Consider the following 15,116-nt stretch of genomic DNA (forward strand, 5'->3'; position numbering starts at 1 on the left):
TGCGAGCCACCCCCACCGCAGGACAATGCTCAGCCCAAGGCCACCCGAGCAACGCCGGCCGCAAGGTGTGCCACACACGCCGCCACCCACGAGGCCGCGAGCCGCCCGACCGTCCACGTGCGAGCCACCCCCACCGCAGGACAATGCTCAGCCCAAGGCCACCCGAGCAACGCCGGCCGCAAGGTGTGCCACACACGCCGCCACCCACGAGGCCGCGAGCCGCCCGACCGTCCACGTGCGAGCCACCCCCACCGCAGGACAGTGCTCAGCCCCAGGTCACCCGAGGAAAGCCCACCCGGACCCGGCGCTGAGCATTGTCTTTACCCGGCGCGGCTACGGGGATATCTGGTCGATCTCGACCGGCCGACGAGCCGCCCCTTGAGTGAGTGACGTCAGGCGCGCAGCCCGGGATGGAACCGTGGGCGGGCCGGGGCGCTGCCCGGCCGCTCGAGCGGATCCGCGAACAGTTCCGGATGGCTTGCCCTGATCGTTCCGATGTCGTCGAAGACGCCCTGGAGGTGTCCGCGCAGCGCGTCCTCCGCGCGTGCCGCGTCCCGCCGTTCCAGCGCGTCGACCACCGCGGTGTGCTCGTCGACCAGCGTCTCGATCCGGTGCGGCAGCGGCAGGCTCAGCCGGCGGGCCCGGTCGAGGTGCGCCTTGGCGGTCGCCACCGTGCGCCACAGCGTGCGGTGACCGCTCGCCTCCATAAGGCGGCGGTGGAAGGCCTCGTCCTGCTCGAAGAACACGTCCGCGTCCCCCGCCTTCAGCGCGGCCCGCTGTGCGTCGAGGATGGCGCGCAGCGCCGTGATGTCCTGCGCGCCGGACTTCGTCACCGCCTCGCGCAGCGCCGCCAGTTCGAGCGCCTCCCGCATGAACTGGGCTTCCAGGACGGCGTCGACGCTGATCCGTGAGACGAACGTACCGAGCTTGGGGAAGACGTCGACCAGCGACTCCTCGCCCAGCAGGATCAGCGCCTCGCGCACCGGGGTGCGGCTGACGTCCAGCTCCGCGGCCAGCTCGTTCTCCGACAGGGGCGCGCCCGGCAGGAGCTCGAGGGAGGTGATGCGCGCCCGCAGCAGGGTGTGCACCCGAGCCCGGACGGACTCGCGCGGACGCGATGCCTCCGCTTCGCCCCGTCGCGTCTTTCTCGGTTCCCGCCGCTGAGCTGCCATGACGCTCACTTTCTCACCTCATCTGCGAGGTTACTTACATACAAGGCTTGTATGTAAGTGCGGACGGGGGTAGAAAATGACGCGGGGGTCAACGGACCCCCTGGCCACTCCCGTGTCCCTGTCCCCACTGTGGACACTGCTGTGCCCCGGTCTCGCGAACCGCTTCCGTCACGTCCGCACGTCCCCTCGACCGGAGGTCAACGATGACCACCCGCTCCGTCACCGAGAGCCAGGTGCCGGCTGCCCCGCCCGGCACCTCGCTCCCCGCCCGCCCGCGCGGCCGGGGGAAGAACGTCCGCTGGGGCATAGCCGTCCTGTGCTTCGGCGGGCTCGCGGTCAACTACCTGGACCGCTCCACGCTCAGCGTCGCGCTGCCGTCCATGTCGGACGACCTGCACATCGGTCCCGAGACGCAGGGCTTCATCCTCAGTGCCTTCTTCTTCACGTACGCGCTGTGCCAACTCCCCGCCGGGGCACTCCTGGACAAGTACGGCGTGAAACGGGTCTTCGCGATCGGTGCCATCTGGTGGTCGGTGGCCACCGTCGGGATGGGCCTGGTCCGCGGCGTCGGCTCGCTCGTCGGCGCCCGGATGCTGCTCGGCGCCGGTGAGGCCGCCGGATATCCCGCACCCGCGAAGGCCGTGTCCCGCTGGTTCCCCCGTCACGAACGAACTCTCGCCAACAGCGTCTGGGACAACGGCGCGCGCGTCGGCACCGCCATCGCCCTGCCGCTGGTGACGATGCTGGTCTCCGCGTTCCACTGGCGGGTCGCGTTCATCGCCTGCGGCCTGCTCGGCTTCCTGTGGATCATCGGCTGGTGGCGGCTCTACCACGAGCCCGCCGACCACCCGAAGCTGACCGCCGAGGAGCGCGCCTACATCGAGGCGGGCGGCGCTCACACCGACGAGACGGCCGCACAGGAGGCGGACGCGCCCAAGGTGCGCTGGCGGGATCTGTTCCGCTACCGGACGGTCTGGGGCATGATGCTCGGCTTCTTCTGCCTCAACTACGTCATCTACTTCTTCATCACCTGGTTCCCCAGCTACCTCGTCGACGAGCGCGGCTTCGACCTCCTCAAGCTCGGCTTCTTCGGCACGGTCCCGGGTCTGGTCGCCATCTTCGGGTCGCTGCTCGGCGGCTTCACCGCCGACCGGCTGCTCCGCAAGGGCTGGTCCACCACCAAGGTCCGCAAGACCTGCCTGGTCTCCGGCACGCTGTGCTCGTCCGTGATCGCGCTCACCGTCGTCGTACCGACCGCGTCCGGCGCTCTCGCCCTGCTCTCTCTCAGCTACGCCTCGCTGACCTTCTCGACCGCGTCCGTGGCGTCGCTGCCCGCCGACGTGGCGCCGACCGCCGGGCACGTCGCCTCGCTCGCCGGCATCCAGAACTTCGCCTCGAACGTGGCGGGGATCCTCGGCCCGATCGTCACCGGCTTCCTGCTGGCGTCCTCCGGGGGCTCGTACCTGGTGCCGCTCCTGGTGTCCGGCGCCCTGTCCGTCGTGGGCGCCCTCACCTACGCGTTCGTCATCAAGCGCGTCGAACCGCTGCCGGTGCGCTAGCCCGCCCCCGGTCCGCCCCATCCCCGTACGAAAGAGAGGGACACCCCGTGGCCCAGTCGGTCGAGTCGGCCCCGTCGGTCGAGCCCGTCGAGTCCACGCATCGCGCCGCCGTGCTGCACGGCCCCAAGGACGTGCGTGTCGAGGACCGCCCGGTGCCCGAGCCCGGGCCGGGCCAGGTCCTGGTCGCCGTCCGTGCCGTCGGACTGTGCGGGTCCGACCTGCACTACTACGCCCACGGCGAGAACGGCCCGAACGTCCTGCGGCAGCCGACCGTCCTCGGCCACGAGCCGGCCGGCGTGGTCGTCGGCCACGGCGCCGGTGCCGACGACCTGCCCCACGGCACGGCCGTGGCGATCGAACCGGCGCACCCGTGCGGCACGTGCGCGCTGTGCCGGGCCGGGCGCTACAACCTCTGCCCGAAGGGCACCTGTTTCGGTTCGCCGCCGACCGACGGCGCGCTCACCGAGTACGTCTGCGTGCCGCGGGACTTCGTGCATCCGCTGCCCGTGTCGACGGACGTCCGGCTCGGCGCGCTGATCGAGCCGCTCGCCGTCGCCGTGCACGCGGTGCGCCGCGCCGCGCTCGCCCCCGGTCAGCGTGTGCTGGTCACGGGGGCGGGGCCGATCGGTGTGCTGGTCGCGCAGGTCGCTGAGGCCGTCGGCGCCGGGTCGGTGACGGTGTCCGACGTGGCGGCCGAGCGGCGGGAGTTCGCGGCCCGGCTCGGCCTGCACACCGTGGACGCGGCCGGCCTCGCCCCCGATCCGGAGCGGGCCCACGCGCTCGCCCCGCCGGACGGCTACGACGCCGTGTTCGACTGTTCCGGCGTGGGGTCCGCACTGGTGTCGGGGATCCGAGCGCTGCGCCCCGGCGGCACCGCTGTGGTCGTCGGCAATCCGAGCCGGCCGCTGACCGAGCTGCCGTTGGCGTGGATGCAGCGTCAGGAGCTGTCCCTTGTGACGTCGTTCCGGTACGGGGCGGGGGACTTCGCGGCGGCGGCCGCGTTGGCGGCCCGTGTCCAGCTGGCCGAACTGGTCACCTCCGCCTTCCCGTTGGGGCGGGCGGCCGAGGCGCTCGAGGTAGCGCTGACCGACCCGTCGCAGATGAAGGTAATGGTCGAGCCGGCGCGGGAGGCCTGACCATGACCTCGCGCACCCAGCCACGCCTGTCGCGCACCGCCCTGCCCCGTCTGTCCCGTACCGCCCTGCCCGTGGCCGGTCTGAAGCTGCCCCCGCCCCTCCCCGAACCCGGCATCGTCCATCTGGGCCTGGGCAACTTCCACCGCGCGCACCAGGCCGTGTACACGGCCGACGCCCTGCGCCACAGCCCCGGCCCCTGGGGCATCACGGGTGTCTCGACGAGCGCGGGGCGAGGTCCGCGCCCGGTGCTGACCGGGATGGCGGAGCAGGGCCGGCTGTACACCGTCCTCACCCTGCGCCGCGACGCGGGCGTCGCCGCGACCGTGCCCGGGGTGCACCATCCGGGCCTCGTCGCCGACGGGCAGGGCACCGAGGTCGTCGCCGCGATCGGCAGCCCCACCACGCGCATCGTCTCCGTCACGGTGACCGAGAAGGGGTACACCTTCGGCGCCGACGGCCGCCTCGACCTCGACGACCCGCTGGTCCGCGCCGACCTCGCGGGAGGCACGCCCCGCACCACCCTCGGCCTGATCGTGCGCGGGCTCCAGCACCGGGCCCGCGCCGACGGGTCGCCGGTCACCGTCCTCAGCTGCGACAACCTCATGGACAACGGGCGCCGACTGCGCGCCCTCATCGACGAGTTCGTCGCCGCGCTGCCCGCCGCGGAACGCCCCGAGCTGCAGGCCTACGTCGCGACCTCGCTGACCGCACCGAACACCATGGTCGACCGGATCGCACCCGCGACCACCGACGAGCACCGTGATCTGGTCGCCCGCGCCTTCGGCGTCCGCGACTCGGTGCCGGTGCCCGCCGAGCCGTACCGGCTGTGGGTCATGCAGGACGACTTCCGCGCCGGACGCCCGGCGTGGGAGCACGCGGGCGCGCTGTTCACGGACGACGTCGCCCCGTACGAACTGATGAAGCTGCGGCTCCTCAACGGCGCCCACTCGCTCCTCGCCTACCTCGGCCTGCTGCGCGGACACCGCTGCATCGACCAGGCGGTGACGGACGAACTCCTGGGCGGTGCGGTGGAGTGCGCGATGCGGGAGGAGATCCTGCCGACGGTCCCGGAGCCCGCGGGAATGCCGGGCGAGGCCTACGTCACCGAACTCCTCGACCGGTTCGCCAATCCGGCGCTCGGCCACCGCACCGCGCAGGTCGGCTCCGACGGTTCCCTGAAGATCCCGGTCCGCTGGGCGGGGGTGCTCGCCGAAGCGCTGGCGGCGGGGCGCGTCCCACGCGTCCTCGCCCTCGGCCTCGCCGCGTACGTACGTGTCATCACGGCCGACGACGCGTACGACGAGCGCGCGCTCGGCACCGTCCACGACGGTGCCCGGTCACGCCTGGGCGAGCTCGCGGCCCGGGCGAGCGGCCCCGCCGACGCGGCCCGCCTCCTGCTCTCCGAGGGCGACCTCCTGCCGCCGGACGTCGCTCAGCACCCCGAACTCGGCTGTGCGGTCGGCGAGTTCGCGCACACGCTCGCCGTACACGGCATAGAGGCCGCGCTACGTTCCGCGCTCACCTGATCCAGGTGCCGGCCGCCCCACCCGCGCGCCGTCCGGCCCCTCCCCCTGTCCCGCGCCCCCATCGAGAAGAACGGCACCCATGGCCACCATCACCTCGGCCGAGGTCTTCGTCACCTGCCCCGGCCGCAACTACGTCACCCTGAAGATCACCACCTCGGACGGTGTCACCGGCATCGGAGACGCCACTCTCAACGGCCGCGAGCTGTCCGTCGCCTCCTACCTGCGCGACCACGTCTGCCCCACCCTGATCGGCAAGGACCCGGCCCGCATCGAGCAGGTGTGGCAGTACCTGTACAAAGGGGCGTACTGGCGGCGCGGCCCGGTCACCATGACGGCCATCGCCGCCGTCGACGTCGCCCTGTGGGACATCAAGGGCAAGGTCGCGGGCCTGCCCGTGTACCAGCTGCTCGGCGGCGCGGCCCGCGACGGCGTCACCGTCTACGGCCACGCCAGCGGCAACACGGTCCCCGAACTCCTCGACGACGTACAGCGTTTCCTCGACAAGGGCTTCCGCGCGGTGCGCGCACAGGCGGCGGTGCCCGGTCTGGAGCGGGTGTACGGCATGCGCAAGGGCGACGGCGACACCTACGAGCCGGCCGACGGGGCGCTGCCCACCGAGGAGGTCTGGGACACCGGCGCCTACTTGGACTTCGTGCCGACCTACATGTCCGCCGTCCGCGAGCGGTTCGGCTACGACTTCCACCTGCTGCACGACGTGCACCACCGGCTCACCCCCATCGAGGCGGGCCGCCTGGGCAGGTCCCTCGAGCCCTACCGCCTGTTCTGGATCGAGGACCCCACGCCGGCCGAGGACCAGGAGGCCTTCCGCCTCATCCGGCAGCACACCACGACACCGCTCGCCGTCGGCGAGATCTTCAACTCGATCTGGGACTGCCAGCACCTGATCACGAACCGCCTCATCGACTACATCCGCACGTCCGTCTCGCACGCGGGCGGCATCACGCACCTGCGCAAGATCTTCTCCCTCGCCGAGTTGTACGGGGTCCGCTCCGGCTCGCACGGCGCGGGCGACCTCTCCCCCGCGTCGCTCGCGGCCGCGCTCCATGTCGACCTGTCGATCCCGAACTTCGGCATGCAGGAGTACATGGCCCATCTCCCGGGCTACGAGGAGGTGTTCGAGACGTCCTGGACGTTCGAGGACGGCCTGATGCACCCCGGCGACCGCCCCGGCATCGGCGTCGAGTTCGACGAGAAGGCCGCCGAGCGCTTCCCGTACGAGCGCAAGTACCTGCCGGTGAACAGGCTGCGGGACGGATCCGTGCACGACTGGTGAGGCGAGCAGCCACGGCGGTTGTCCGCCGTGGCGCGGTCCACCGCCGGACGGCCGGGGGCTGCGCGGGCTGCTCCTGACCGGGGCAGGGCACTCCGGCAAGGGTGAGCGGCGGGAATTATTTGGACCCGGGAGAATCCAAATAATTCCCGGAAGTCCGCCCGTGCCGGTCCACGGCTCGGCCCGCGCCGCCCTCGACACCTCGGCGTCCTCGGCCAGTACCGCCAGGGCGATCCCCTGATGCTCGTCCCGCCCGGAATCCGCCGCGACCGCGTCGCACCCCTGCACCGAGAGGGCGGCCACGCGCACCCGGGTGCCGCCCGAACAACCCAGGGCCGCGACGACCAGCTCCTCGTCGGCGAGTTCACACACCACGCGCCACATCGCCCGCTGCACCGCGCGGGAAGTAAATGGATCCGAATGAACCCTATTGACATGTCCGCTGACGTGCCAATACCGTCGCGATCCATGGGTCCGGAGGGATCCATGGGCGAGGGCTGGATCCACCATGCGGCGGTCCGCCGTCGGCCATCTGCTCTTCCACGGTTTCCCTGCACAACACCGCCCGACCATCTCCGCCACCACCGCGCGGCCCGTCCGCGCTCGCAAAGGAACCGGTCATGAGCGCATCCGCGAGCACTCCCCCGACGCCACGACGGATCGGCACCGTCCCGGGCCCGTGGTCGGGGACGGGCCCGGGCGTGCTCGCCACCACGCTCGCGTCCGCCGCCATCGGCACCATGGCCACGTACTGGTTCGCCATCCCCCTCCGGTACACCGACCTCTCGGTCAGCCGCCAACTGGCGGGAGTCGTCGGCCGCGGCGGCGCCACCCCGGTGCTCGCCCAGTGGCTCGCCGGCCCCGCGGGCATCGACTGGACGCCCGTCGCCGTACTCCTGCTCGCCATGGCAGCGCTCAGCCTCGGCTGCGTGCTCAGCCGACGCAGATCGACGCGGCGCGACGGCGGCACCGACTCCCTCTTGTCCACTCCCTCGATGGTGGAGGCATGATGCACCGCACCCACGACCAGATCCTGACGGCCGGCCGAGCGGGCCTGGCCCACCTGGAGCGCAGCGCCCACTCGGCGGCCCGAGCAGCAGCCACCGCTCCCGCGCCGGTGTCACCGTACAAGGGGGCCTCGGAGCAACTCGGCGCACGGATCGACGCAGCCGTGAAGGAGGACGGTCCTGAACTCCTCGCCCTCAGCCACGCCCTCCACGAGGACCCCGAACCCGGCTTCGAGGAGCACCGGGCAGTCTCCCGGATCGTGGCTCTGCTCGGCGCGCGCGGCATCGAGGCGGAGGTCGGTGTCCACGGGCTGCCCACCGCGCTGCGGGCGCAGGTCGGCGACGGCACGGGCCCGACCGTCGCGGTCCTGGCCGAGTACGACGCCCTGCCAGGGATAGGGCACGGTTGCGGTCACAACATCATCTGCGCGGCCGGCGTCGGCGCGTTCCTGGCGCTGTCCCGCGTGGCCGAAGACATCGGCGTGACCGTACTGCTCCTCGGTACCCCCGCCGAGGAGAACGGCACCGGCAAGGAACTCATGGCACGCGCCGGGGCGTTCGACGGGGTCGACGCGGCGGTGATGGTGCACCCGCTGGCCGGCGCCGACCTCACCGACGCTCCGTTCCTCGGGCTGCGCGAGGTCGTGGTCGAGTACACCGGGCTCGCGGCTCACGCTTCCGCGTCCCCGTTCATGGGCGTCAACGCGCTGGACGCGGTGGTCGCCGCGTATCAGGGGGTCTCCGCACTGCGACAGCACATCCCGCCCACCGACCGGGTGCACGGGGTGATCACCGAGGGCGGTACCCGGCCCAATGTGGTGCCCGAGCACGCCGCCGCGCACTTCTACCTGCGCGCCGCGACGGTCGAGGCGCTCGGTGAGCTGTCGCAGCGCGTCCAGCGCATCTTCGAGGGCGCGGCCGCGATGACGGGCACGCGCGTCGCGGTCCGTTGGGACGACTGCCCGCCCTGTCTGCCCGTTCGCTCCAACGACGCGCTCGCGGCCCGCTTCGCACAGCACCTCCAGCGTCGTGGCCGGACCGCGCTCCCGGGCAGTGCGGCGCCCGACGCCGCGCAGGGCTCCACCGATCTCGGCAACGTCAGTGTCCGCGTTCCCGCGATCCATCCGATGCTCGCCATCGCCCCTGCCGGTGTGGCCCTGCACACCGTCGACTTCGCCGCTCTCGTCGCCGGCGAGGCGGCCGACCGCACCGTTCTCGACGCGGCCGCGACCCTCGCCCGCACGGCTGCGGACTTCGCCGCGGACGCGGAGTTGCGTGCCGCGGTGGCCGACGAGTTCGCGGCGGCCGGTGGCGCGCTCGGCGTGGAGAAGCTCCTCTCCACGCCGTCGACGTCTTCCTGAAAGATGGCCTACGCGCCGAGACGGACGCTCGGCGGGAGCCACGTCGGGCGGGACAGGCCGAAGCGCTCCTCGAGCATCGACTCGGCCTGGGTGAGCCCGCCGTAGACCCATCCCTGCCCGGTCGAATGGACGGCGGCCGGGTCACCTCCCTGCACCTGGCCGGCGCGGGCTCCGACGGGTCGGACCAGGAGATCAAACGCTACGGCTACTCCGAGACCGGCGACCTGACCCAGGTCTTCAACTCCTCCGGTCTGCCGCTGCAGTTCACCTACGACGACCGCGGCAGCGTCACCTCCTGGACCGACAGCAACGACCGCTCGTACACCTACGAGTACGACGACCGGGACCGCTGCGTCGCCGAGGGCGGCGCCGCCGGACACATGACGCTGCGCCTGGCGTACGACGGGGTGGACGAGGCCACCGGGTGCCGTGTCACCACGACGACCGGTGCGGAAGGCCACCGCATCCGCTACCTCATCGATCACCGTGACCAGGTGGTCGCGGAGACCGACGCGCTGGGCGGCACCACACACTTCACCCGTGACCGCCTGGGTCAGGTCCTGACCCGGGCGGACCCGCTCGGCCATGTCACGTCGTACCGGTACGACGACGCGGGCAACGTCCTCCGGGTCACGCGACCCGATGGTCGTGAACTCACGGCGGAGTACGCCGAGTTCGGCCTCCCCTCCCGGATCCGGGGAGCGGACGGCACCACCACGCACCACACCTACGACGCCCGCGGCAACCGCACCTCCACGACCGGCCCCTCGGGAAGCACCACCGTCTTCGCCCACGACGAGGCGGGACGTCTGACGACGGTCACCGATCCGCTCGGCCACATCACGACGGTCCGCTGCGACCGGGCGGGCCTGCCGGTGGAGATCACGGACCCGCTGGGCGGCGTCACCCGCTACGAGCGCGACGCCTTCGGCCGCCCGGTGAGGCTGATCGACCCCACCGGACTCGTCACCCGCCTGGAATGGACGGTCGAGGGACACCTGGCCCGCCGCGTCTCACCCGACGGCACCAGCGAGTCGTGGACGTACGACGGTGAGGGAAACTGCACCGGCCACACCGACCCGCTCGGCGGCATCACCCGCTTCGAATACACACACTTCGACCTTCTCACCGCCCGCACCACCCCCGACGGCGTCCGCCACGAGTTCTCCCACGACAGCGAACTGCGCCTCACCCAGGTCACCAACCCCCACGGCCTGACCTGGACGTAGGCCTACGATCCCGCCGGGCGCCTGAGGACCGAGACGGACTTCGACGGCCGCACCCTCACCTACACCCACGACGCGGCAGGCCGCCTCACCTCCAGGACGAACACCCTGGACCAGACGACCTTCCACGAGCGCGACGCCCTCGGCCGCACCACCCGCAAGGACGCCGACGGCCAGGTCACCACCTACGCCTACGACCTCACCGACCAGGTCGCCGATGCCACCGGCCCCGACGGGACACGCCTGACGATCCTGCGCGACAAGTACGGCCGCGTCCGCTCCGAGACCGTCGACGGCCGCCACATGACCTACGCATACGACGAGTTGGGCCGCCGCACGGGCCGCACCACCCCCACCGGCGCCCGCACGACCTGGTCGCACGACGCGGCGGGCCGCCAGGTGGACCTCGTCGCGTCGGGCCACTCCATCGACGTCACGTACGACGCGGCGGGACGGGAACTCACGCGTGGCGTGGGCGGCTTCCTCACCCTCGAGAACACCTTCGACCCGATGGGCCGGCTGTCCGCACAGTCCGCGAGGGGCGCGGACGGCCGCAGCCTGCAGCGCCGCGCCTACACCTACCGCGAGGACGGAAACCTCACGGCCCTGGACGACCAGCTCGACGGGCGCCGCACTTTCGACCTCGACCCGGCGGGCCGCGTCACCGCCGTGCGCGCCACAGACTGGACGGAGACCTACGCCTACGACGCGGCAGGCAACCAGACCACGGCCACCTGGCCCGCCTCCTACCCCGGCCACGAGGCCACCGGCGAGCGCGGCTACGAGGGCACGGCGTCGGCTACCGCGTATCCCAGACACCCGACTCTGCGTACCGTGTGGCCACGTACTGGCTCAACCCGTGAACGAAAATGGATCATGTCTGAACTGACGCAGCCGACAGAAGAATTGATCAGTTCGACGTACGCGGAGGACGCGCCGCGCATCCCGGCCCCGGTCCGGAACTTCATCGAGAAGATCACGTTCGCCACTCCCGAAGAAATCCTCCCGACGTTGCGTGGCGCACTGGCCGAGGATTGGATGGCCATGCCGGTCTGGGCCCGCAATCTCGCCTTCCGACTGGCCTGCCTGCAGCGCCCGGACGATCCCGAACTGCTGCGAGAGGCAGCGGCCGATCTCCTCTCTTTCGGACCCGACTGGGATCGGTTCGCGGAAGATCTGAAGGCTCGGGCCACCCGCCTGGACAGCTGATTGCGACGATCGAGGGTTCGCGCGGGACTCGTTCGGCCACGCCCGCCCTTCGACTTCGTGACAGCGAGACTCCCTCGGCGCAGATCGCGGGGCCGTCACATCGGCCCGCTGCGCCGCCCCCTCCGCGGCGTATGCTTGCGCAGGTCAGGGGAGGAGGCACCATGGGGCGGATGCCATCGGCTCAGCGGCGCAGGCAACTGGTCGAGGCTGCTATCCGGGTCATGGCCCGTGACGGCGTCGCGAAGACCACCACGCGGTCCGTCGTGGCGGAGGCGGGTGTCTCGCTGAGCGTCTTCCACTACTGCTTCGACTCCAAGCAGGAGTTGCTCGAAGCGGTGATGGACACCATCTCCGAGCACTCCGAGTCGGACGTCCTCACCACGCTCACCCCCAGGCCCACCCTGCGCGAGACCATCCGCGCCGGGCTCCAGGCGTACTGGGACCACGTGCTGGCCAATCCCGGCGAGCACATGCTGACGTACGAACTCACCCAGTACGCCCTGCGGGAACCCGGCTATGAGCATCTCGCCCGCCGCCAGTACGAGCGCTATCTCGCGGCCCACACCAAGGTGCTCCGTCAACTCCCCACGATCTTGGGCGTGGAGCTGACCGTGCCCGAGCCCGCGGCCGCCAGGTATCTGGCCGCGCTGACCGACGGGCTCACCCTCAACTTCCTCGTCCTCGGCGACGAGGAGAAGGCGGCCGACGTGCTGGACGTCGTCGCGGACCAGATCCTGACGTTGGTGCGGGAGTAGCTCAGCGGCCGTACACCGCTGCCTCGTTGATCGAGTAGCCGTACTTGGTGGCGCGTGTCACGCCGTGGATACGGACGTACCGTGCCTGCACGGGGCTGAACACCGCGTTGTCCAGGCCCCCGTCCCCGCTGTCCGTGGACCACACGGTCCGCCACGTGGTCCCGTCGTCCGAGACCTCGATCCGGTAGCCCCGCGCGTAGGCCTTCTCCCAGTCGAGGGAGACCTTTCCGACCGTACGGGAGCCGCCCAGATCGAGCTTCAGCCACTGGTCGTCCGACCAGCCGCTCGCCCACCTCGTGCCGGTGTCGCCGTCGACGGCCCGCCCTGCGGCGTAGCTGGTGAACGGGTTCCACTCCGTCGAGCTGGCGCTCGCGGGGGCGCCGGCGGCGAGGTCGGGCGCGGGCTTGTGGAGTTCGGTCGCCTTCCAGGTGCGGAGGTAGGACTCCGCGCCGCCGAGCAGGTCCTGCACCGTCTCCTTGCCGCCGCTGAGCCGCATCTGCTCGATCCAGTCCGGCACCATGCCGACATGGGCCGCACCGTCGGTGTTGAAGTCCCAGGTGCGTTCGCCGGTCTGCTGTCGGTCGATGACAGAGCCGCCGTCGGCGCTGCGGAAGGGGTACTTGACCGCGTTGGGGGCGTCGGGTCCGACCGGTCCGGGCCAGCCGCCGACGCCGTTCATGTCGGTGCCGTAGCCCAGTCCGACGCCGTACTTCTGGCGCAGCGCCCGGGTTCCCGCGGACTCCTTGGCGAAGCTGTCGGCGCTGGACATGTACGAGGCCTTGAAGCCGCCGAGGCGGTAGACGCGCTCCAGCCAGCCGTCGTCCATCCAGCTGTGGCTGGAGAGCACGCCAGGGTAGTCCGCCGACTCCAGCAGGTCCAGGGTGCGGCCGGCCGCCTTGACGCTCATGTGGTCGACCTCGACCATCATGTTGCGCTTCATCAGCCCCTTGACCGCGTACTCACCGAGGCGGGTCAGACCGCGGCTGTTGCACTTCGCGTCGCTGTCGTAGGTGGGCACCTTGGTGCCTGCGGGGAGCAGCTTGGTCACCTCGGCCGGCGCGGCCGCATTGCCGGTGGGGTTGTCGTGCTGCGGACCGCTGCACTTCTCCGTGTTCCAGAAGGTGCCGGTGGAGAGGAACTGGCCGATGTCCACGGCCGTTCCGATGGTGCCGGAGTCCATCCGCACCCCGCACAGGGCGTTGTCGAACTTGTGGCACAGGAACATGCTGCGCACACCCAGCTTGTACAGCTCGTCCAGACCGCTGTCGATGTCGGCCTGGCTGCACTGCGGGACGTCGAGGATCTGCTTGCAGCCGAAGGGCTCCGAGGTCTCGACGCCGAGCACCACGGCGAGCTTGCCCTCCGCGACGACCTGGCGGGCCTGGGCGGAGTCGGTGACGATACGGAAGAAGCCCTTGCCCTTTCCGCCGTAGATCTTGTCGATGTAGTCCTGCATCTCGTACGACTTGCGGGCCTCGAGGCGGATGGCGTCCATCTCGTTGCAGCCGCGGTCCCTGACGTAGATCGAGCACAACAGGCCGTTGGTGACCAGGTCGTTGACCAGGACCCGCTGGCCGCCACGCCAGGCGCGCTCCAGCCACGCGTAGTAATTCTGCTGGTGGCTCAGGGAGTTGTGGGCCGGCCAGTCCTTGAACGTCGGCCAGCCCACCGGGTCGTGGTGACCGTCCGCACCGCCGGTGACGTTCTCGAAGAGGGCGAGCGAGCCGTCGGGATAGTGCTCGGGGCAGTCCTTGAGGGCGTCGGCGATGCCCGCCTCGGAGAACGGCTTGCCGCAGATGATGCGGCCACCGAAGCCCTCGTTCGACATCAGGTGATTGTGCGCGTCGACGAAGCCGCGGACCCGGCCCTGGCTGTCGGTGCCGTGGAAGGGTTCGCCGGTGACGTTGATCTGCGAATCGGCGGCGGGCCGCGCCGTGGGCTCCCACCAGGGGGCGTCGGCACCGACGGCCGGAGGAGAGCCCACGCCGAGAGCCAGCAGGAGGGTGACGACAACGGCGAACAGGCCGCGTCTACGGAGGAGGGTCATCCGGGGCTACCTTCGCTGTCCGGGATGGCGCGCTAACTTACTCGCGCGTAGGTCCCGTCGAGGATGGCGCGCACCTGACAACGAGTCAATAGTCCGGGACGGATGACCTATTTGATGTGTCGTCACAGCTCCCTTGGCCGAAAAAGGCCTTCTCAGACGGCCTTCACAACGGGAGCTCCAGCCCGGCAATGGCTCCCGTACATGCGAGAGCGAGCGGGACGCGGAATCGCCACAAAGCAAGGAGAATCGACGGCCACCCCCAGGACGATCTTGATCAGCCCTGGCTCACCCCAAGAAGCTCAACCGCACCTGGCGCTGAGCGTTGTCCTTGTTCGTGTCCACCAGGCAAACCGACTGCCACGTGCCCATTTCCAGGGCGCCGGCGATCACCGGGAGGGTGGCGTGGGGCGGGACCAGGGCCGGGAGGACGTGGTCGCGGCCGTGGCCCGGGGAGCCGTGGCGGTGCTGCCAGCGGTCGTCCGCGGGGAGCAGGGAGTGGAGGGCGGTGAGGAGGTCGTCGTCGCTTCCCGCGCCCGTCTCGATGACGGCCACGCCGGCCGTCGCGTGGGGCACGAAGATGTTGAGCAGACCGTCACGGCCCGCGGCGACCTCGCTCAGGAAGGTCTCGCAGTCGTGGGTCAGGTCGACGACCCGCTCCGCGGAGCCGGTGGATACGTTCAGGATGCGCGTGGTGAAGGCGTCGGACATGCGTCCATCCTCACTCATCGGGCGCCGTCCGCGCCGGATCCGGGCCCGTCACCTGATACGGCACGTCCATCCATCGAGACGGCATTGACCTTGCGTCGACGAGGTGGCTACTTTCTGCG

At 71.0% G+C, this 15,116-nt stretch carries 10 protein-coding genes and 1 pseudogene; 8 read left to right on the top strand and 3 right to left on the bottom strand.

Features of this window, described 5'->3' with window-relative positions; translation table 11 throughout:
- Nucleotides 1-392 precede the first annotated feature (392 nt).
- Entirely contained in the window at nt 393-1,172 is a 780-nt protein-coding gene (locus LGI35_RS09110; protein ID WP_227293390.1) for a GntR family transcriptional regulator, read from the bottom strand.
- 203 nt (nt 1,173-1,375) lie between these two features.
- On the opposite strand from LGI35_RS09110, the gene LGI35_RS09115 reads away from it, so the two are divergent.
- The 8 genes and pseudogenes from LGI35_RS09115 (at nt 1,376) to LGI35_RS09150 (ending at nt 12,242) form a co-directional block, all read left to right on the top strand.
- A complete protein-coding gene (locus LGI35_RS09115) occupies nt 1,376-2,731 on the top strand; it encodes an MFS transporter (protein WP_227293391.1) in 1,356 nt (451 codons plus the stop codon).
- A 47-nt stretch (nt 2,732-2,778) separates the two neighbouring features.
- Complete coding sequence (locus LGI35_RS09120) at nt 2,779-3,867, top strand: NAD(P)-dependent alcohol dehydrogenase (protein WP_227293392.1); 1,089 nt, start codon at nt 2,779-2,781, stop codon at nt 3,865-3,867.
- Nucleotides 3,868-3,869: 2 nt separating this feature from the next.
- A complete protein-coding gene (locus LGI35_RS09125) occupies nt 3,870-5,393 on the top strand; it encodes a mannitol dehydrogenase family protein (RefSeq protein ID WP_227293393.1) in 1,524 nt (507 codons plus the stop codon).
- 79 nt (nt 5,394-5,472) lie between these two features.
- Nucleotides 5,473-6,687: a D-mannonate dehydratase ManD gene (manD, locus tag LGI35_RS09130; protein WP_227293394.1), complete on the top strand. Its 1,215-nt coding sequence runs from the start codon at nt 5,473-5,475 to the stop codon at nt 6,685-6,687.
- Nucleotides 6,688-7,304: 617 nt separating this feature from the next.
- The gene (locus tag LGI35_RS09135) at nt 7,305-7,694 is read left to right on the top strand and encodes a hypothetical protein (RefSeq protein WP_227293395.1); all 390 of its coding nucleotides are present in this window, start codon (nt 7,305-7,307) and stop codon (nt 7,692-7,694) included.
- Complete coding sequence (locus tag LGI35_RS09140) at nt 7,691-9,052, top strand: M20 family metallopeptidase (RefSeq protein ID WP_227293396.1); 1,362 nt, start codon at nt 7,691-7,693, stop codon at nt 9,050-9,052. The genes LGI35_RS09135 and LGI35_RS09140 overlap by 4 nt, the downstream gene beginning before the upstream one ends.
- A 134-nt stretch (nt 9,053-9,186) precedes the next feature.
- A pseudogene (locus LGI35_RS46585) lies at nt 9,187-11,070 on the top strand (type IV secretion protein Rhs); the annotation flags it as partial.
- Nucleotides 11,071-11,648: 578 nt separating this feature from the next.
- Nucleotides 11,649-12,242 carry a TetR/AcrR family transcriptional regulator gene (locus LGI35_RS09150; protein ID WP_227293397.1) on the top strand — a complete coding sequence of 198 codons (594 nt, stop codon included), beginning with the start codon at nt 11,649-11,651 and terminating at the stop codon, nt 12,240-12,242.
- A 1-nt stretch (nt 12,243) separates the two neighbouring features.
- Here LGI35_RS09150 and LGI35_RS09155 read toward each other — a convergent pair whose 3' ends face one another.
- Together LGI35_RS09155 and LGI35_RS09160 are read right to left on the bottom strand one after the other, a co-directional pair.
- Entirely contained in the window at nt 12,244-14,289 is a 2,046-nt protein-coding gene (locus tag LGI35_RS09155) for a galactose-binding domain-containing protein (protein ID WP_227293398.1), read from the bottom strand.
- Between the two features lie 285 nt (nt 14,290-14,574).
- A complete protein-coding gene (locus LGI35_RS09160; RefSeq protein WP_227293399.1) occupies nt 14,575-14,997 on the bottom strand; it encodes a YjbQ family protein in 423 nt (140 codons plus the stop codon).
- Nucleotides 14,998-15,116 lie beyond the last annotated feature (119 nt).

This window comes from Streptomyces longhuiensis (assembly GCF_020616555.1).
In the GTDB taxonomy this organism is placed as follows: Bacteria; Actinomycetota; Actinomycetes; order Streptomycetales; family Streptomycetaceae; genus Streptomyces; species Streptomyces longhuiensis.